General features: G+C 62.2%; 19 protein-coding genes and 1 other RNA gene. 12 read left to right on the top strand and 8 right to left on the bottom strand.

The annotated features are described in order from the left end of the window. The first annotated feature begins 4 nt into the window (after positions 1 to 4). The 3 genes from LSO07_RS24290 to LSO07_RS24300 all read left to right on the top strand — a co-directional run bounded on the left by LSO07_RS24290 (position 5) and on the right by LSO07_RS24300 (position 2,207). Positions 5 to 430, top strand: a complete 426-nt coding sequence (locus tag LSO07_RS24290) for a DNA polymerase III subunit chi (RefSeq protein WP_034786773.1) — start codon at positions 5 to 7, stop codon at positions 428 to 430. Continuing rightward, positions 427 to 795, top strand: a complete 369-nt coding sequence (locus LSO07_RS24295; RefSeq protein ID WP_151096810.1) for a hypothetical protein — start codon at positions 427 to 429, stop codon at positions 793 to 795. The genes LSO07_RS24290 and LSO07_RS24295 overlap by 4 nt, the downstream gene beginning before the upstream one ends. A 269-nt stretch (positions 796 to 1,064) precedes the next feature. Beyond that, a complete protein-coding gene (locus tag LSO07_RS24300; protein WP_070257968.1) occupies positions 1,065 to 2,207 on the top strand; it encodes a branched-chain amino acid ABC transporter substrate-binding protein in 1,143 nt (380 codons plus the stop codon). 91 nt (positions 2,208 to 2,298) lie between these two features. Here the strand turns inward: LSO07_RS24300 and LSO07_RS24305 are convergent, their stop codons facing one another. Next, positions 2,299 to 3,201, bottom strand: coding sequence for a LysR family transcriptional regulator (locus LSO07_RS24305; RefSeq protein WP_151096811.1), 903 nt, complete (start codon positions 3,199 to 3,201; stop codon positions 2,299 to 2,301). Between the two features lie 91 nt (positions 3,202 to 3,292). Here LSO07_RS24305 and LSO07_RS24310 point away from each other — a divergent pair, with 91 nt between their 5' ends. After that, entirely contained in the window at positions 3,293 to 4,306 is a 1,014-nt protein-coding gene (locus tag LSO07_RS24310; protein WP_151096812.1) for an NAD-dependent epimerase/dehydratase family protein, read from the top strand. 21 nt (positions 4,307 to 4,327) lie between these two features. Here LSO07_RS24310 and LSO07_RS24315 read toward each other — a convergent pair whose 3' ends face one another. Together LSO07_RS24315 and ilvD are read right to left on the bottom strand one after the other, a co-directional pair. Then, entirely contained in the window at positions 4,328 to 4,639 is a 312-nt protein-coding gene (locus LSO07_RS24315) for a c-type cytochrome (protein WP_034786554.1), read from the bottom strand. A 345-nt stretch (positions 4,640 to 4,984) separates the two neighbouring features. Beyond that, positions 4,985 to 6,850 carry a dihydroxy-acid dehydratase gene (ilvD, locus tag LSO07_RS24320; protein ID WP_151096813.1) on the bottom strand — a complete coding sequence of 622 codons (1,866 nt, stop codon included), beginning with the start codon at positions 6,848 to 6,850 and terminating at the stop codon, positions 4,985 to 4,987. A gap of 170 nt (positions 6,851 to 7,020) precedes the next feature. Between ilvD and LSO07_RS24325 the strand changes: the two genes are divergently transcribed. The 3 genes from LSO07_RS24325 (at position 7,021) to LSO07_RS24335 (ending at position 10,517) form a co-directional block, all read left to right on the top strand. Then, positions 7,021 to 7,932: a LysR family transcriptional regulator gene (locus tag LSO07_RS24325; RefSeq protein WP_151096814.1), complete on the top strand. Its 912-nt coding sequence runs from the start codon at positions 7,021 to 7,023 to the stop codon at positions 7,930 to 7,932. A 79-nt stretch (positions 7,933 to 8,011) separates the two neighbouring features. Then, positions 8,012 to 8,842, top strand: a complete 831-nt coding sequence (gene lgt, locus LSO07_RS24330; protein WP_034786551.1) for a prolipoprotein diacylglyceryl transferase — start codon at positions 8,012 to 8,014, stop codon at positions 8,840 to 8,842. Between the two features lie 157 nt (positions 8,843 to 8,999). Beyond that, a complete protein-coding gene (locus LSO07_RS24335; RefSeq protein ID WP_151096815.1) occupies positions 9,000 to 10,517 on the top strand; it encodes a GGDEF domain-containing protein in 1,518 nt (505 codons plus the stop codon). On the opposite strand, the gene LSO07_RS24340 is transcribed toward LSO07_RS24335, so the two are convergent. The 5 genes from LSO07_RS24340 to LSO07_RS24360 form a co-directional block, all read right to left on the bottom strand. After that, the gene (locus LSO07_RS24340) at positions 10,514 to 10,978 is read right to left on the bottom strand and encodes an EVE domain-containing protein (RefSeq protein WP_151096816.1); all 465 of its coding nucleotides are present in this window, start codon (positions 10,976 to 10,978) and stop codon (positions 10,514 to 10,516) included. The two genes, LSO07_RS24335 and LSO07_RS24340, sit on opposite strands and share 4 nt — an antisense overlap. Positions 10,979 to 11,057: 79 nt before the next feature. Then, positions 11,058 to 11,235, bottom strand: a non-coding RNA gene (gene ssrS / locus LSO07_RS24345) — 6S RNA. Between the two features lie 189 nt (positions 11,236 to 11,424). Beyond that, positions 11,425 to 11,736 carry a cell division protein ZapA gene (locus LSO07_RS24350; RefSeq protein ID WP_034747344.1) on the bottom strand — a complete coding sequence of 104 codons (312 nt, stop codon included), beginning with the start codon at positions 11,734 to 11,736 and terminating at the stop codon, positions 11,425 to 11,427. Continuing rightward, a complete protein-coding gene (locus LSO07_RS24355) occupies positions 11,736 to 12,026 on the bottom strand; it encodes a DUF904 domain-containing protein (RefSeq protein WP_306532427.1) in 291 nt (96 codons plus the stop codon). The genes LSO07_RS24350 and LSO07_RS24355 overlap by 1 nt, the downstream gene beginning before the upstream one ends. 129 nt (positions 12,027 to 12,155) lie before the next feature. Next, on the bottom strand, positions 12,156 to 12,902 hold the full coding sequence (locus LSO07_RS24360) for a hypothetical protein (protein ID WP_151096817.1): 747 nt from the start codon (positions 12,900 to 12,902) through the stop codon (positions 12,156 to 12,158). 513 nt (positions 12,903 to 13,415) lie between these two features. On the opposite strand from LSO07_RS24360, the gene groES reads away from it, so the two are divergent. From groES to LSO07_RS24385, 5 genes are all read left to right on the top strand, one after another. Continuing rightward, entirely contained in the window at positions 13,416 to 13,706 is a 291-nt protein-coding gene (gene groES, locus LSO07_RS24365) for a co-chaperone GroES (protein WP_010400979.1), read from the top strand. A 50-nt stretch (positions 13,707 to 13,756) separates the two neighbouring features. Further along, positions 13,757 to 15,406, top strand: a complete 1,650-nt coding sequence (groL, locus tag LSO07_RS24370) for a chaperonin GroEL (protein WP_034786546.1) — start codon at positions 13,757 to 13,759, stop codon at positions 15,404 to 15,406. Between the two features lie 248 nt (positions 15,407 to 15,654). Then, positions 15,655 to 16,131: a hypothetical protein gene (locus LSO07_RS24375; protein WP_225317408.1), complete on the top strand. Its 477-nt coding sequence runs from the start codon at positions 15,655 to 15,657 to the stop codon at positions 16,129 to 16,131. An 85-nt stretch (positions 16,132 to 16,216) separates the two neighbouring features. Then, entirely contained in the window at positions 16,217 to 16,774 is a 558-nt protein-coding gene (locus tag LSO07_RS24380; protein ID WP_052140513.1) for a GNAT family N-acetyltransferase, read from the top strand. Positions 16,775 to 16,855: 81 nt separating this feature from the next. Further along, a complete protein-coding gene (locus LSO07_RS24385; RefSeq protein ID WP_151096819.1) occupies positions 16,856 to 18,430 on the top strand; it encodes a POT-type proton-dependent oligopeptide transporter in 1,575 nt (524 codons plus the stop codon). The last annotated feature ends 29 nt before the right edge of the window (positions 18,431 to 18,459 follow it).

Genomic DNA, 18,459 nt, shown 5'->3' on the forward strand with positions numbered 1-18,459 from the left:
CGCCATGAGCCGCGTCGATTTTCACAGCAATGTGCCGGACAAGCTGGCCTACGCCTGCCGCCTGGCCCGCAAGGCGTATATGGCCGGCAACAAGGTCGTCGTACTGGCGGCCGACAGCGCCCAGCTCGACGCCTTGAACAGCGCCATGTGGACCATTTCCGCCACGGATTTCCTGCCGCACGTGCTGGCCGGCGATCCGCTGGCGGCGCAAACGCCCATCATCCTGACCGATGACGAGGCGGCCGAGCTGCCGCACCACGACATCCTCGTCAACCTGTCGCAGTTGCCGCCCGCCAATTACGCGCAATTCCAGCGCGTCTTCGAGATCGTTTCCATGGATGAGCAGGATGCGCAGGCGGGCCGCCAGCGCTTCCTGCATTACCGCCAGCAAAACGTGCAGCCGACGCACTTCGTGGCAGGGAAGACATGAATCAACCGCCATTCGACCAGGGCATTCCCCTGCTGACGGAGGTGCTGCTGGGACCGGAGGCGGCGCCCGCCATGCCAGTCGAGCCTGTTGTCGAGGCAGTGCCGGCGTTGCCGCCAACGGTGGCGCAACCCGACTGGGACGCCATCGAACAGCGGCTGACCCAGCGCATCCTGCACCAGGTGCAGGGCAAGATAGACCATCTGCTGGAAGAGCGCATCGCCCACGTCCTGCAGACGGCCCTGCAAAACGCCCTGATCGGCATGCGCGGCGCCCTGCGCGAAGATCTGCAGCAGTCGCTGGAGCAGATCGTCGCGCATGCGGTGAGCCATGAGCTGGGACACTTGCACCCTCCCGCACAGCCCTGAGTAGCGCCAGCATCGTCGGGTTACGCGCTACGCGCTAACCCGACCTACCCATCTACCCTATTCCTTCTTGCAACGCCATTCTTTGGTGCGCTCGCGCCTGCGAAATCGGTGCATCGCGCCTCACTTTGGTGATTGTTGCGACAAAATGTAAAAAGCCCGAAATGCGGCTTTGCGCCGCCTGTTTTTTGTTGTACCTTTCTTCACACGTACCGCCTGTCGAAGCGGTTTTCACGAGACGCCGCCGTATCTTTATCCATTGGAGAATGTTTATGCTGCTCAAGACCAAAGTCCTTCCTCTCGCCGTCGCCCTTGCCTTTGCCGGCCATGCGGGCGCACAGGAAATCATCAAGATCGGCCACGTCGCCCCGGTCTCTGGCGCCAGCTCCCACCTGGGCAAGGATAACGAGAACGCGGCCAAGATGGCCATCGAGGATTTGAACGCCAAAGGCTTCAAGATCGACGGCAAAGCCGTGAAATTCGTGCTGGTCCCCGAAGATGACGCAGCCGATCCCAAGCAGGGCACGGCCGTGGCGCAAAAGCTGGTCGACGCCAAGGTCAACGGCGTGGTCGGCCACCTGAATTCGGGCACGACGATTCCCGCTTCGCGCATTTACTTCAATGCCGGCATTCCACAGATTTCACCGGCCGCCACCAACCCGACGTATACCCAGCAGAAATTCAACACGGCCTTCCGCGTCGTCGCCAATGACAACAAGCTGGGTGGAACGTTGGGCGCGTATGCCGTGGGCAAGCTGCAAGCGAAGAAAATCGCCGTCATCGATGACCGCACGGCATACGGCCAGGGCGTGGCGGAACAATTCGTCAAGGGCGCCAAGAAGGCGGCCCCAGGCGTGCAAATCGTCGGCAAGGAATTTACCAATGCCAACGCGACGGACTTCAATGCCATCCTGACCAGCATCAAGTCGAAAAATCCCGACCTGATCTTCTTTGGCGGCATGGATTCCGTGGGCGGCCCCATGCTGCGCCAGATGAAGGCGCTGGGCATCAAGGCCAAGTTCATGGGCGGCGATGGCTTGTGCACGGAGCCGCTGGGCAAGCTGGCAGGCGACGCCGTGGGCGAAGACATGGTCACTTGCGCGGAAGCGGGCGGCGTGACGGGCGCGCAGCAAAAAGGCATGGACGACTTCCGCGCCCGCTACAAGCAGAAATACAACATGGAAGTGCAGCTGTACGCGCCGTACGTCTACGATGCCGTGATGACCATGGCCACCGCCATGGCCGACGCGAAATCGTCGAAACCGTCCGTCTACCTGCCTTTCCTGGCCAAGGTGCACTACCAGGGCGTGACGGGCCCGATCTCGTTCGACGCCAACGGCGACATCAAGGATGGCGCGCTGACCTTGTTCACCTATCGTGACGGCAAGAAGACCAAGATGGAAGTGGTCAAATAATAGAACCTACTGCGCGGCGCGATTTGCGGCCTGCGATGCTCACTGTGCATTCGCACAGCTCCGCTTCTCAGCCACAACTCACATCCGCTCGCTACGGTTCTTGCTGCCCGGCTACATAAGCCAGTAACCCTTCGGCCAGCGCGTCGAAGGTGGCGCGGCAGCGCAGGCTGCCGCGCAAGTCTTCATGCATGGTGACCCAGGTTTCCATCGGTAGCGCAAACGCTTGCGGCAACACGCGCCGCAGGGCTGGATCGCGCGCCGCCAGACCCGCCTGGCACACGCCGATGCCGGCGCCCGCGCGTATCAGGGCCAGTTGCGCCAGGTCGCTGTCGCTGCGCCAGGCAAAATTTTCCCGCGCAAATCCGTTGAAAGCCGCGCCCGCGTTGCGCACGAAAGGGCTCGCCTCGTCGTAGCCGATGACGGCATGCTGCGCCAGATCGGCCAGTACCAGCGGCGTGCCATGCCGCGCCAGGTAATCCACGCGGGCATGCAGGCCCAGTTCGATATCGCCCACCTTGCGCGCCACCAGTTGTTCCTGCCGCGGCCGCAGCATGCGCACGGCGATGTCCGCTTCCCGGCGCAGCAAATCCTGCACCTTGTTACTCAATACCAATTCAATGATCAAGCCCGGATGGCGCGCGCGCAGGCGGGCCAGGATGGGCGGCAGCACTTCCACGCCCACCACTTCGCTGGCCGCGATGCGCACGACGCCGGCCACGCCCTGCCCCTGGCTGCTGGCGGCGCGCTGCATCAGGGCGGCCGTATGTTCCATGGTTTCCGCATGGGGCCGCAGCGCGAGGGCCACTTCCGTGGGCAGCAAGCCCAGCTGGGAGCGCGTGAACAGGGTCGCGCCCAGCGCCTGCTCGAGCGCGGCGATATGCCGGCCGACGGTGGGCTGCGTGATGCCCAGCGCGCGTGCCGCGCCGGACAGGGAACCGTGCTTCAGCACGGCCAGCAGCGAACGGTAGTATTCCCAGGCGATCGAGGTGGTCATACATAAATGTATAGCCCATGGTCGATGCTCGTCAATTCCCAATTAGCCTTGCGCGGCAGATACTGGCGCCATCAACCACACGGAGGACAATATGGACAAAACGGTATTGGTACTGGGCGCGACGGGCGGCATCGGCGGCGAGATGGTCCGCCAACTGCAGGCGGCAGGCTGGCAGGTGCGCGCCCTGACGCGGGGAGAAACGCCATCGCCACGCGGCGATAACATCGAGTGGCTGCGCGGCGATGCGCTGTCGCGCGCGGACGTGCTGGCGGCCGCGAAAGGCTGCGCCGTCATCGTGCACGCCGTCAACCCGCCCGGCTACCGCCACTGGGGCCGACTGGTGCTGCCCATGCTCGACAACACGATTTCAGCGGCGATTGCCGAGGGCGCCACCATCGTGCTGCCGGGCACCGTGTACAACTTCGGTCCAGACGCCTTTCCCGCATCGGGAGACTTACTTGCGGAAGCTGCGCCGCAACGCCCGCTCACGCGCAAGGGCGCCATCCGCGTGGCACTGGAAGCGCGGCTGGAATGGGCCAGCACGCAGGGCGCCAGGGTCATCATCGTGCGCGCCGGCGACTTCTTCGGCCCCCGCGCCGGCAACAACTGGTTTTCGCAGGGGCTGGTGAAACCGGGCCAGCCCGTGCGCAGCGTGCTGTATCCCGGCGCGCACGGCGTGGGCCACCAGTGGTCCTACCTGCCCGACGTGGCACGCACAATGCTGCAATTGCTGGCCATGCGCGCCACCTTGCCGGCGTTCTCCCGCTTTCACATGGCTGGCCACTGGGACCACGACGGCCGGCAAATGACGGGCGCGATTGCCCGCGTGGTGGAACAGGCGACAGGAACTGCGCCCGCCATCCGGCGTTTTCCGTGGTGGCTGGTGGCGCTGGCGTCGCCGTTCGTGGCGACCCTGCGCGAAATGCGCGAGATGCGCTATCTGTGGCACACGCCCTTGGCCATGGACAATGCGCGGCTGCTGGCCGTGCTGGGCCAGGAGCCGCATACGCCGCTCGACGAGGCGGTGCGGGCGACATTGGAAGGCATGGGCAATCTGCAGAAGGCAGCGGGCAAAAAAAACGCGCCGGGATTGCCGGCGCGCTGATTGCAGTTACTGCGGCACAGATTATTTCTGTGCGAGTACCCATTTGACCAGGGTGTGGGCTTCCGCATCGCTCACTTGCGGGTTCGCTGGCATCGGGATCGCGCCCCAGGTGCCGGAACCGCCCTTCATGACTTTCGCCACGAGCTTGGCTTCCGCGTCTTTCTGACCGGCATACTTGGCAGCCACGTCCTTGAACGCAGGGCCCACCAGTTTCGTGCTCACCGCGTGGCAAGCCATGCAGTTTTTTGCTTTCGCCAAGTCCGGATTGGCCAACGCTGCTTGCGATGCCAGAGCCGATACGGCCAATACACTCACCAACATAAAACGTTTCATTGTCTTTTCTCCAAAGTTACTTCCTGCGGCATTTTACTGTGTTTCCGCAGATGCACCACGAGCCCAGATCAAGCGTTTCAATGTAGTAACGCAATGTAGTCAGGAGGCATACATATTCTGCCCCATCTGCGCGTCCATGACCATGTTGTTTGTAAGGCGATGTAACGACAGCCGGCCCCGCGCAGCAGATCGGGGCCGGTTGTCTTACCTGCGCAACAGTATCCAACACCTGGCAAAACCGTAGCGAGCGGCAGCGAGTTGTGGCTGAGAAGCGCAGCTGTGCGGATGCACAGTGAGCATCGCAGGCCGCAAATCGCGACGCGCAGTAGGTTTTGCCTGGTGTGGTCAGCGCTTCTTCAGTTGGGAGAGATCGCGCACGGCGCCCCGGTCAGCCGACGTCGTCAGCGCCGCATACGCCTGCAGCGCCTGCGACACATAGCGCTCGCGGTTGACGGGCAGCCAGGCCGCGTCGCCCTTCGCTTCCATGGCGGCGCGGCGCGCGGCCAGTTCAACGTCCGTCACACGCAAATTAATGGTGCGCTCGGGGATGTCGATGTCGATGAAGTCGCCCTCTTCCACCAGGCCGATAGCGCCGCCTTCGGCCGCTTCCGGCGAGGCGTGGCCGATCACCAGGCCCGAGGAACCGCCCGAGAAGCGCCCGTCCGTGAACAGCGCGCACGCCTTGCCCAGACCTTTGGATTTGATGTACGAAGTCGGGTACAGCATTTCCTGCATGCCGGGGCCGCCTTTCGGGCCTTCGTAGCGGATGATGACAACGTCGCCTTCATGCACGGTGTCTTCCAGGATGGCTGCCACGGCCGCATCCTGGCTTTCGAACACGCGCGCCTTGCCCGAGAATTTCAGGATGCTTTCATCGACGCCTGCCGTCTTGACGATGCAGCCCTTTTCCGCCAGGTTGCCGTACAAGACGGCCAGGCCGCCATCCTGCGAGTACGCATGCGCCTTGTCGCGGATGCAGCCCGTGCTGCGGTCCGTGTCGACTGCCGCGAAGCGCTCCGATTGCGAGAACGCCGTCTGCGTCGGTACGCCACCCGGGGCGGCGCGGAACAATTCATGCACGGCCGGATTGTCCGTGCACATGATGTCGTTTTGCGCGATGGCGTCGGCCAGGGTCGGCGCGTGGATGGTCGGCAGGGTCGTGTTCAGCAGGCCCGCGCGTGCCAGTTCGCCCAGGATGCCCACGATGCCGCCCGCGCGGTGCACGTCTTCGATATGGTATTTGTCCGTCATCGGCGCGACTTTGCACAGGCACGGTACCTTGCGCGAGATGCGGTCGATGTCGGCCATCGTGAATGCCACTTCCGCTTCGTGCGCGGCGGCCAGCAAGTGCAGCACGGTATTCGTCGAGCCGCCCATGGAAACGTCGAGCGCCATGGCGTTTTCAAATGCGGACTTGGTGGCGATGGAACGTGGCAGCACCGAGTAATCGTCCTGCTCGTAATGGCGCTTGGCCAGCTCGACGATCAGGCGGCCCGCGCGCAGGAACAGCTGCTGGCGGTCCGAGTGCGTGGCCAGGATGGTGCCGTTGCCGGGCAAGGCCAGGCCCAGCGCCTCGGTCAGGCAGTTCATCGAGTTGGCCGTAAACATGCCGGAGCAGGAACCGCAGGTAGGACAGGCCGAGCGTTCGATCTCGGCCACGTCGGCGTCGGACACCGTGCTGTCGCCCGCCTTGATCATGGCGTCGACCAGGTCCAGCTTGATGATCTTCTGCGTGCCATTGACCACCTTGACGACCTTGCCCGCTTCCATCGGACCGCCCGAGATGAAGACGACGGGGATATTGATGCGCATGGCGGCCATCAGCATGCCCGGCGTGATCTTGTCGCAGTTCGAGATGCAGACCATGGCGTCGGCGCAGTGGGCGTTGACCATGTATTCGACGGAGTCGGCGATCAGGTCGCGCGAAGGCAGCGAATACAGCATGCCGCCGTGGCCCATGGCGATGCCGTCATCGACGGCGATGGTGTTGAATTCCTTGGCTACGCCGCCGGCCGCCTCGATTTCGCGCGCCACCATCTGGCCCAGGTCCTTCAGGTGCACGTGGCCGGGCACGAACTGGGTAAACGAGTTGACGACGGCGATGATCGGCTTGTCGAAGTCGCCATCCTTCATGCCGGTGGCGCGCCACAGGGCGCGGGCGCCAGCCATGTTGCGGCCGTGGGTGGTGGTGCGGGAGCGGTATTGCGGCATGATGGACCTTCCAAAAGTGTTGGTGCCTGACTGTGCAGGTCTGCAGTAAAACCCTGCATGCAGTGGGGGTACGCCAGATTGCCTTGCGCGCGCCCCACTGTCAAATATATGATGCACGTGTCTGTGAGTCGTTTTATATATCACAGCATCCGATCAGCATGGAAATGCATATGAATCTTGAATTACGACAACTTCGCTATTTCGTCACGGTGGCCGAGGAATTGCACTTCGGCCGCGCCGCCGCGCGCCTGCACATGACGCAGCCGCCCCTGTCGCAAACCATCATGGCCCTGGAAGAATTGCTGGGCGCGCCCCTGTTCGTGCGCACGCGCCGCGAAGTGCAGCTGACGCCGGCCGGCACGGCCCTGCTGCCCGAGGCGCGCCGGCTGCTGGCGCAGGCGTTCGATTTGCCCGCGCTGGTGCAACGGGCCGCGCAGGGCGAGGCGGGGCGATTGAGCCTAGCGTTTGTTTCCTCGGCCGACTACAGCGTGCTGCCGCCGCTGCTGCGCGCGTATCAGACGGCTTATCCGCAAGTACAAATCCAGTTGCAGGAGGCCACTTCCGACCTGCAGCTGGACGAATTGCTGGCCGGGCGCACGGATGCGGGCCTGTTGATCCCGCCGCTGCCCGAAAAGGCCAAAGGGGAACTCGATTACCTGCCCGTGCTGGCCGAACCGCTGGTGCTGGCCGCGCCGTCCGGCCTCGACATCTTGAACACGCCGGGCGCCGTGGGCCTGCGCGACGTGCCGTCCCTGCCCTTGATCATTTTCCCGCGCGCGATCTCGCCCGCCCTGCACGATGCCATCCTCGGCGTGTTCCGCGCGGCCGGCATCACGCCGCAGATCGGCCAGGAAGCGATCCAGATGCAAACCATCGTCAGCCTCGTCTCGGCTGGCATGGGCATCGCGCTTGTGCCACAATCGGTATCGAATCTGATGCGCCCGGGCGTAGAATACAGGCCGCTGCAGGACGCCACGCCGCTGGTGGAAACGGGCCTGGCCTGGCGCCGCGACAATCCGTCCGCCGTGCTGCAAGGCTTTCTGGCGCTGTTGCGCAAGCAGATAGGCCACCCAGCACGATAAATTAAGTGGCCGCTAAGGCAAAGAACCGCAAGCGCCCCCATACTACGCAACCTTGGCTTTAAACAAAGAAAGAAACTCCATGCTGATACACCCGATGCCCGACCCGATAGCCATCCAGATCGGCCCGCTCGCCGTGCACTGGTACGGCCTGATGTATGTGCTGGCCTTTGCCCTGTTTATTATCCTGGGCCGCGTGCGCATCAAGCAGCCGCATATCGCCGTGCTGGGCTGGAAGAAGGAAGACCTCGATGACATGCTGTTCTACGGCATGCTGGGCGTGGTGATCGGCGGGCGCCTGGGCGAAGTGCTGTTCTACCGCCCCGAATACTTCATGCACAATCCGCTCGAGATCTTCATGGTCTGGCATGGCGGCATGTCCTTCCATGGCGGCTTCCTCGGCGTCATCCTGGCCATGTACCTGTGGAGCCGCAAGGCGGGCCGCAACCTGTTCGACGTGCTCGACTTCATCGCGCCGCTGGTGCCGCTCGGCTACGCGGCCGGCCGCCTGGGCAACTTCATCAATGCAGAGCTGCCGGGCCGCATCGCCCCGGAAACCCTGCCGTGGGCCATGCAATGGCCAGGCATTCCGTATCCCGTGCACCCGTCGCCGCTCTACCAGATGCTGGTAGACGGCATCCTGGTGTTCATCATCCTGTGGCTGTATGCACGCAAGCAGCGTCCGCGCATGGCCGTCGGCGCCATGTTCACCCTGCTGTACGGCTGCGCGCGCTTCTTCACGGAATACTTCCGCACGCCGGACTGGGAAGTCGTGTGGCTGGGCGTGCCGATCACGTCGGGCCAGATGCTGTCCCTGCCGATGATCGTCGGCGCCATCGCGCTGCTGGTGTGGGCGTATAAAAGCCAGGTAATGGGCACGCCGCCCACCAAGGCCCGCCCGGCCAACACGTAAAACGGCCGTTCCCCCCGATGGCGCGCCAGGCAGGCGCGCCATCACCCTCCTCCGGCAACCTTTCCCTCAAAGCAGCATAATTTCCTTGCGGAATGAATCTTCGCTTGCGATAGCGCAATGATCGCTTTACCCTGCAGCAAGAGCAAAGCATGCAATCATGCTGTGTTGGCAATTCGAGCGGGGAGTCCCATCCATGCAGTATGCGAGGAAGACCACGACATTCTGGCTGGCGCTGGCGGGCGGCTACGTGCTGGCGCAACTGGCCTTGACGGCCTGGGCCGGGACGCGCGGTCCCGCCGTAAGCTACCTGTTCGGCGTGATGGCGCCGCTGCTGGCGCTGGCCGCCTGCTGCCGCAACGCCAGCCTGAGCACCCCCGGCGTCGTGCGCACGGGCTGGGGCCTGTTTGCGGCCGCCATGCTGTTCTGGAGCGTGGGCATGGCGTTATCCGCCTGGCAAGACCTGAGCGGCCATGTGGCGTCCGACACGACGTATTTCTCCGATTTTGCCTATTTCATGTATGGCGCACCCTTGCTGCTGGCCATTTCCTCCGTCAGCGACCGCCACCCTTCGCGCACCCTGCAATGGCTGGACGCCGTGCAAGTGCTGCTGGCAGCTTACCTGACCTATACGGCCATCTTTTCCGTCTCGCCCTTCGACCAGCGCTCGATCGCGCCGATACCCGCCAGCCTGCTGGTGACGACGTACAACGTGGAAAACCTCGTTCTGGCCTGTTGCGCCTCGCTGCGCCTGCTGGCGCACCGCCGCGATGGTGCACAAGGGCGTTTCTACCTGCTGCTCAGCGTGTTCCTGTGGTGCTACGCCGCCTGCGCGGGCGCCTATAATTACCTGACCCTGCATGCGCTGGCCGAAGCCGGTCCCAGCGAGGTACTGCCCAGCCTGCCTTTCCTGCTGCTGGCGGTGCTGGCCATGCGCGTGCAGCCGGGTGAGGAAGAAGCACGGCCGCCGCGGCCGTTGACCTTGCTGATTGACAACTTCAGCCCCATCTTCTTCACGGCAGCCCTGCTGGGACTGGGATTCGTCGTGCTGCGCGAACATTTCTACCTGGCGGCCAGCGCCCTGTTTGTCGCGCTGACGGTCCACGCGCTGCGCTCGGCCACCCTGCAAAGCCGCTACATGCAAAGCGAACGGGCTTTGCGCGAAGCCCACGACAAACTGGAAAAGCTGTCGCTGACGGATGGCTTGACGGGCATCGCCAACCGGCGCTGCTTCGACCAGACCCTGCAGCTGGAGTGGCAGCGCGCCGCGCGCAACAATCAACCGCTGGCGCTGCTGATCATCGATATCGACTTCTTCAAAAGCCTCAACGATACCTTCGGCCACCCGTATGGCGACGCCTGCCTGCAGCAGATCGCGGCGGCCCTGCATTCCGCGCTGCCGCGCGCCAGCGACCTGGCGGCCCGCTTCGGCGGAGAGGAGTTTGCCGCCATCCTGCCCGCCACCGATGGCGCGGGCGCGCTGGCCGTGGCGCACAAGATGCAGGAAGCGATTGCCGCGGCCGCCATCGGCCACGCGCCGTCGCGCGGCGGCCTGGTGACGGCCAGCATCGGCCTCGCGCTGAATGACGCAGGACAGACGCCGGAACAGTTGCTGGCCGCCGCCGACCAGGCCCTGTACCGGGCCAAGCAGAATGGCCGCAACCGGGTCGAAGGCTAGCCTGTCAGCTTGCCGGTAATGACTTTCCATTGCGCCGGCGTCACGGGCGTGATCGACAGACGGCTGCCCTTCTTTAGCAGCAGCATGTCTTCCAGCTCCGGCATCTGGCGCATCTCGGACAGGGGCAGCAGCGCCGTCTTCCTGACACCGCGCACGTCGACGCTGATCCAGCGCGGCTGCTCTTGCGTGGCCTTGGCATCGAAATATTTGCCGCCCTCTTCAAACTGGCTGTGATCGGGGTACGCGCCGCTGGCCACTTCGGCCACGCCCACCACGCCCGGCTGCGGGCAGCTCGAGTGATAGAACAGCACGCCATCGCCCGGTTGCATGCCATCGCGCATGAAGTTGCGCGCCTGGTAGTTGCGCACGCCAAACCACGGCATGGTGTGTTTGGGCGCCGCCATCAGGTCGTCGATGCTCACTTCATCGGGTTCGGATTTCATCAGCCAATATTGTTTCATATTCACTCCCTATCAAAAGCAACAGGCGTAAAAAAACGGTTGCGCATCGATGCTGCAACCGTTTTCTTGGTACTGCAAATTGGGCCCCGCCTGTGCCGCTATGCCGGCATCCCGAACCAAACGGTTCAAGGTGGTCACGTTAGTTCAATTTCGGGTTCGTCGAACGAGCGACGCTCACTCCCATCAAACAAAATTCGCAACCGATGCGCATAAATGGTTCAAGGAATATATGGCAATCGCGAACACCGCAGGGTAGACCCAAGTTTACTCCTTTGATCGCGCATCGCAAAGACAAATCGTACCGTATCCGCTTAAAAACCAATTAATAACACCGAATAAAACCGTAGCGAGCGGCGATGAATTGTGGCTAAGAAGCGCAGCTGTGCTAAAGCACAGCGAGCATCGCAGGCCGCAATGCGCGACGCGCAGCAGGTTTGATTCGATGTTTAAAAAAGGTTTTCCTGGGGCGTCAGAGCGCTGTCCAAGACAGTGTGCATGGCCGAGATTTTCTGCTTCACTTCCAGTATCGTCAATTCCGACAGCGGACCTTGCGGCGACTTCACGGAGAGGAATTCCGCGGCCACGCCCAGGGCGGCCAGCACGGCGATGCGGTCGTTGCCCTTGACCTTGCCCGCGTCGCGGATGGCTTTCATTTTGCTATCGAGATAGATCGCCGCTTCGCGCAGCGCGCGCTCTTCGCCGTCGCGGCACACCATGCTGTAGGACTGGCCCATGATATTGACATCGACACGCGGCATTACGCTTCCTTCTCGTTCTCGGCACTATAAGCGCCCGCTTCCGAAGCGGCTTGCTCCAGGCCGGCTTGCACCAGTTCGGGAATTTTTTCCAGCAAAGCTTCCACCCGCTCCTGCGCCTCGCGCATGCGCTGCACATACAGGGCGTTCTCGGCGGCCAGCGCGGCATTGTCCTTGCGCAGTTGCGCGTTTTCACGGCGCAGCGCATGGGTCATTTCGGCCAGCAGGCCTATTTTGTCGGATAATTCGTTGAATTCGGAAATCATCCCGCCACTATAGGGCGGACGCTCCATGGGCGTCAATCGAATCACGCCGCTGTCACACATATTTACATCAATGCAGGGCAGTTGGCGGACAATACACGCTTTTTCCGGCGCTTTTCGCCAAGTGCGCGCATCTGCCGGCGCCGCGATGGCAGCGTTTTACTCGTCGACGTAATCGGGTTCGATATCGAGTCCGCCATAGCGGTTTTCGCAAGAGCGGCGCGTCAGCGTCTGTTGTCCGCCCTTGCCGTCAAGAACCATCGTCAAGTCGCGGCAAGTACTGCGATAACTGCCAGGCTTGGCGTCCGTCCGCGAGGGCGTCAAGCGCACTGCCAGCGGCACCGCATTCCCCAGGCCCTTGTTGCTCCACTGGCGCGTCTTGCCATCCTCTTCATCTTTCAAGGTGCGCACGGCGGCCGTCAGCAGCGCTTTCTGTTCCCTGGCATTGAGCTTGGCGATGGTGACGTCGGACAGGAATGGCGGATACACGACGGGCGCCGGGTCCTTGCCCTGCACATCCCAGCGTCCGCTGTTCTGCGAACAGGTGCGGCGGCTCAGGTTCTGCGACTTGCCGCCCGCGGTGACGACGAATTTCAGGTCGCGGCACACGTGCGCCTTCAAGCTGTGTTCCGTCATGCCGGAGTTGCTGAAGTTATATGCGACCTTCACCAGCACGCCATTGTCGGCGCCGTTGTCCCACACATGGGCTTCCTGGTCGTCGTCATCCTTGTTCAGATCGTTGAACAAATCATTGAGCAACATTTCCTTTTCCAGCGGCGTCAGGGCCGCCACGGTGATCTCGTCGACGATGGTGGGCGTTTGCGCCGCGGCATTGCCCAGGCAGGCGAGACCGACGAGAGTAGCGCCCAACAGGCGCAGGGCGGGATGGGAAATCGGGAATGGCATGGCGTGCTTTCTGGTGCGAGTGGTGATATTGATATGCAATTGCAATCATCTTATCAAATTTCATAGTCAAACTCTGTTTCCTATGCGTACAGGAACGCCCCCTCTCCGAACGGCATGCTAGAGTCGCGCCTGTTGCTGACGCCCGGGAACGAGGCTTGTGCTGGCGCAAACCCTGTGTAGATGCAGGCTCTGCTCAGCATCTATCTATATGTTCCCCTTGAATAAGCCCCCTACCGTCCCTATAATTAGCACTCGTTAGTAGAGAGTGCTAACAAACTCTTTCGTAGCAATCCTCAGGAAATGATGGTGCTTGCCAGGCCACTGCAGGGAACGCTACGCGGCGGGCGACGCCGCGATGCACCACTGCCGGATACAGGCAAGGACAGGATGACATGGGGTTTGCTTGACCGTTGCGGGCTGCTTTCAACGGCGGTCACTGAAAGCACGTCTGGCGCTGTGCCAGGCATGTATTCATTTAGCAACACCTATCCATTGAACTTTAAGGAGTTTTGTATGAATCTGCGCCCATTGAACGATCGCGTCATCGTCAAACGCCTCGACCAGGAAACCAAGACTGCGTCCGGCCTCATCATTCCTGATGCAGCTGCTGAAAAACCGGATCAAGGCGAAGTCCTTGCCGTAGGCAATGGCAAGATTCTCGACGACGGCAAAGTGCGTCCTCTGGATGTCAAAGTGGGCGACCGCGTCCTGTTCGGCAAGTACGCCGGCCAAACCGTCAAAGTTGACGGCGATGAGCTGCTGGTCATGCGCGAAGAAGACATCATGGCGATCGTCGTCAAGTAATTGTTTCCACGTTGTAGACAGATACATCCCGAAACTCAGGAGAATTGAACATGGCAGCTAAAGAAGTAGTATTCGGCGACGCAGCGCGCGCCAAGATGGTCGAAGGCGTCAACATCCTCGCCAACGCAGTCAAAGTAACGCTGGGCCCGAAAGGCCGCAACGTGGTCCTGGAGCGCTCGTTCGGCGCCCCTACCGTCACCAAGGATGGTGTCTCGGTAGCGAAAGAAGTTGAACTCAAAGACAAGCTCATGAACATGGGCGCGCAAATGGTCAAGGAAGTTGCTTCCCGCACCAGCGACAACGCCGGCGACGGCACCACCACCGCAACCGTGCTGGCACAAGCCATCGTGCGCGAAGGCATGAAGTTCGTTGCCGCCGGCATGAACCCGATGGACCTGAAGCGCGGTATCGACAAGGCAGTTGCTGCCACCGTCGAAGAACTGGCGAAAATCGCCCGTCCTTGCACCACGACCAAGGAAATCGCCCAGGTTGGCGCGATCTCGGCAAACTCGGACTACTCGATCGGCGAGCGTATCGCTGAAGCGATGGAAAAAGTCGGCAAAGAAGGCGTCATCACCGTTGAAGACGGCAAGTCGCTGAACGACGAGCTGGACATCGTTGAAGGCATGCAGTTCGACCGCGGCTACCTGTCGCCATACTTCATCAACAACCCGGAGAAACAAGTTGCCGTGCTGGACAGCCCATTCGTCCTGCTGTGCGACAAGAAAATCTCGAACATCCGCGACCTGCTGCCGGTACTGGAACAAGTTGCAAAAGCTGGCCGTCCACTGCTGATCATCGCAGAAGACATCGAAGGCGAAGCGCTGGCTACCCTGGTTGTGAACAACATCCGCGGCATCCTGAAAACTTGCGCAGTGAAAGCACCTGGCTTCGGCGACCGCCGCAAAGCCATGCTGGAAGACATCGCTGTCCTGACCGGCGGCCAAGTGATCGCTGAAGAAGTCGGCCTGACCCTGGAAAAAGTGACCCTGGCCGAACTGGGCCAAGCGAAACGCATCGAAGTGGGCAAGGAAAACACCATCGTTATCGATGGCGCCGGCGAAGCAGCTTCGATCGAAGCACGCGTGAAACAAGTGCGCGTACAGATCGAAGAAGCGACCTCGGACTACGACCGTGAAAAACTGCAAGAGCGCGTCGCCAAACTGGCTGGCGGCGTTGCCGTGATCAAGGTTGGCGCAGCCACCGAAGTCGAAATGAAAGAGAAAAAAGCCCGCGTTGAAGATGCACTGCACGCGACCCGCGCTGCCGTGGAAGAAGGCATCGTGCCAGGCGGCGGCGTAGCCCTGCTGCGCGCACGCGCCAACATCACGGTCAAGGGCGACAATCCTGATCAAGACGCCGGTATCAAGATCGTCCTGCGCGCAATGGAAGAGCCACTGCGCATGATCGTGCAAAACGCTGGCGAAGAAGCTTCGGTCGTCGTGGCAGCCGTACTGGCTGGCTCGGGCAACTACGGCTACAACGCTGCCAACGGCACGTATGGCGACATGGTGGAAATGGGCGTCCTGGACCCAGCCAAAGTGACCCGTTCGGCGCTGCAAAACGCCGCTTCGATCGCTTCGCTGATGCTGACGACCGACTGCATGGTCTGCGAAATCGCTGACGACAAAGCAGGCGGCGGCATGGGCGGCGGCATGGGTGGTATGGGCGGCATGGGCGGCATGGACGGCATGATGTAATGTCCGGCGGCCAGTCGCGCAGGCGACGGCGAGACTGGCCGCATACGCAGGGACAGGGCTGGCAGACCAAAAGCTGCCAGCGCCTCCCGGCGGCCCCGAAAGCCACCTTCTACGGAAGGTGGCTTTTTTTCGCCTGTTGATTTTACAAGCCCGTTTGGCAAACCCGTTCGGCAAGCCCGGCGATTGCCGGCCTGTGCGTTTTGCTTTAGCATGGCCGCCATCCTCCACCTTCTTACGCCACTACCGCCATGTCGCCACGCGCCTCTTCTTCCAAAACCACCATCATCGCCGGCATCCTGGCCGGCTTGCTGGCCGCCGGGCTCGGTGCTTTCTACCTGCACCAGCAGTCCGCGCCGCAGGCAGACAATGCCCCGGCCGCGAACAGCCAGACGGCGGTGCCGGAGCAGAACGCGCGCGCCGTCGATGCGCTGATGGCTTTGCCGGAAATCAAGGCATGGTCGGCGCATATCGAAAAGGCGTCCGGCGGCCGCGCGCACGGCGCCGTGATGGAAACGTCGCCCGAGACGCGCCTCGTCGATGGCGTCGCTTGCTACCAGCTGAGCTTTTTCGAAAGCACGCCCGATGCGGCGCACCGGTGGGAGAGTTTCGTCGTCACGCCCGATGGCAAGCGCATCCTCGTCGACGACATCGTCAGCGGCGACCTGATCAGCCTGGAACAATGGCGCAAGGACAATGCGCCCATGCAGCGCATCGCCACGCAGTAACACCCCAAGCCGACGCGATGGCCAGGGACACTGGCGTTGCAGCGCAAGCTTTACTTTCTGGCATCGAAGCCCGATACTCGCCCACATGCCCGCCATCACTGTCCGCCCCCTCACGCCAGACGACGCCAGCGCCTACCGCGCGCTGCGCCTGGCCGGCATCGCCGAACTGCCCGCCGCCTTCTGCACCACGCATGCGGCGGAAAGCGGCTTGCCGCTGGCACAGATAGCCGAGCGCCTGCACGCCACCTCCCACCAAATAATATTTGGCGCTTTCGCCAAGGAACAATTGATCGCCATGGCCGGCCTGCGCCGCGAACCGATCGCCGTCGTGCATGACAAGGCCAGCCTGTGGGGCGTGTACGTGGCGCCGCAGGCGCGCGGGCGCGGCGCGGGACGGCAACTGGTGCAGGCCGCCATCGCCCATGCCTGCGCCATTCCCGAGCTGGGCCGCGTGCGCCTGGCCGTGGCGCAGGACAACCACGCGGCGCTGACTCTGTACCTGGCTTGCGGTTTTACCCTGGAAGACTGTCCCGCATCGGATGGCATGCTGCAAATGCAGCTGTGGCTGCCCCGCCCTGCGCGTGCAAGTGCCGAAAGTAATGTCTTTATGAAAATCAATACCTTACAAATCCCTGCGAAATAGCGGACAGGCCGTTTTTTCTGTTGCAAGCAAACGCGGCAGGCCTTAGCATCGCGGCTTACAAAAAAAACTTGGGGAGAGCCAATGTCATCGGCCGAGACACAAACCGCCACGGGCAAGATGCCCCGGCAAATACCGTACATCATCGCCAACGAAGGCTGCGAACGCTTCAGCTTTTATGGCATGCGCAACATCCTGACGCCATTCCTCATCAGCACCCTGCTGCTGATGATCCCGATCGACCAGCGCACGGGCGAAGCCAAGCACGTGTTCCACACCTTCGTCATCGGCGTGTACTTCTTCCCGCTGCTGGGCGGCTGGCTGGCCGACCGCTTCTTCGGCAAATACAACACCATCTTCTGGCTCAGCCTCGTGTATTGCGCAGGCCATGCCTGCCTGGCCCTGTTTGAAAACAGCGTCAACGGCTTCTATTTCGGCCTGTTCCTGATCGCCTTCGGTTCCGGCGGCATCAAGCCGCTCGTGGCCTCGTTTGTCGGCGACCAGTTCGACCAGACCAACAAGCACAAGGCCAAGCTGGTCTTCGACCTGTTCTACTGGATCATCAACTTCGGCTCCTTCTTCGCTTCGCTGCTGATGCCGATGTTCCTGCGCGACTACGGCCCATCGATCGCCTTCGGCATCCCCGGCCTGATGATGCTGGCCGCCACCATCGTCTTCTGGATGGGCGCCAAAAAATACGTGCACGTGCCGCCGGCACCGCCGAACCCCGATTCGTTCACCCGCGTGGCCCGCACGGCCCTGCTGGCGCGTATCGACGGCGGTTCGCGTCCCGGCCTGTATGTGGCCTACGTCGGCGTGATCGGCGCCCTGTATGCGTTCTACAGCATTCCCGAATGGGGCTTCGTGATTTCCGCGTGTACGGCGCTGGTATTGCTGCTGGCCTTCGGCAGCATCGGCACGGCCATGCAGCTGGAACGCGCGCGCGGCATTCACCCCGACGAAGCCGTCGAAGGCGTGCGCGCCGTGCTGCGCATCCTCGTCATCTTCGCCCTCGTCACGCCCTTCTTCTCGCTGTTCGACCAGAAGGCTTCGACGTGGATCGTGCAGGCGAACACCATGGAAAAACCAAGCTGGTTCCTGCCGGCGCAGATGCAGGCGCTGAACCCGATGCTGGTGATGCTGCTGATCCCGTTCAACAACCTGGTGCTGTACCCGATGCTGAACCGCTTCGGCCTGGAAGCGACGGCCCTGCGCCGCATGACGGCCGGTATCGGCTTTTCCTCGCTGGCGTGGATCGTCATTGGCCTCTTGCAGCTGGCCCTCGACAGCGGCAATGCCGTCTCCATCATGTGGCAGATCCTGCCGTACGCCCTGCTGACGTTCGGCGAAGTGCTGGTCTCGGCGACAGGACTCGAGTTTGCCTACAGCCAGGCGCCCGTCTCGATGAAGGGCGCCATCATGAGCTTCTGGAATCTGTCGACCACGGTGGGCAACCTGTGGGTGCTGATCGTCAACCGCAGCGTCATGAACGAAGGCGTGATCGGCAAGATCGCCGAAAGCGGCATCAGCGTGACAGCCTTCCAGATGTTCTTCTTCGCCGCCTTTGCCGCCGTCGCCATGCTGGCCTTCGGCCTGTATGCGAAGCGCTACAAGATGGTGGACAACTACCGCCAGGCGGCCATCCCGGCAAAAGCATGATGCCGGTTTGACCTGCCACAATGAAGAAG

The sequence above is a fragment of the Janthinobacterium sp. PLB04 genome, from assembly GCF_021165895.1.
GTDB classification, from domain to species: domain Bacteria; phylum Pseudomonadota; class Gammaproteobacteria; order Burkholderiales; family Burkholderiaceae_D; genus Janthinobacterium; species Janthinobacterium lividum.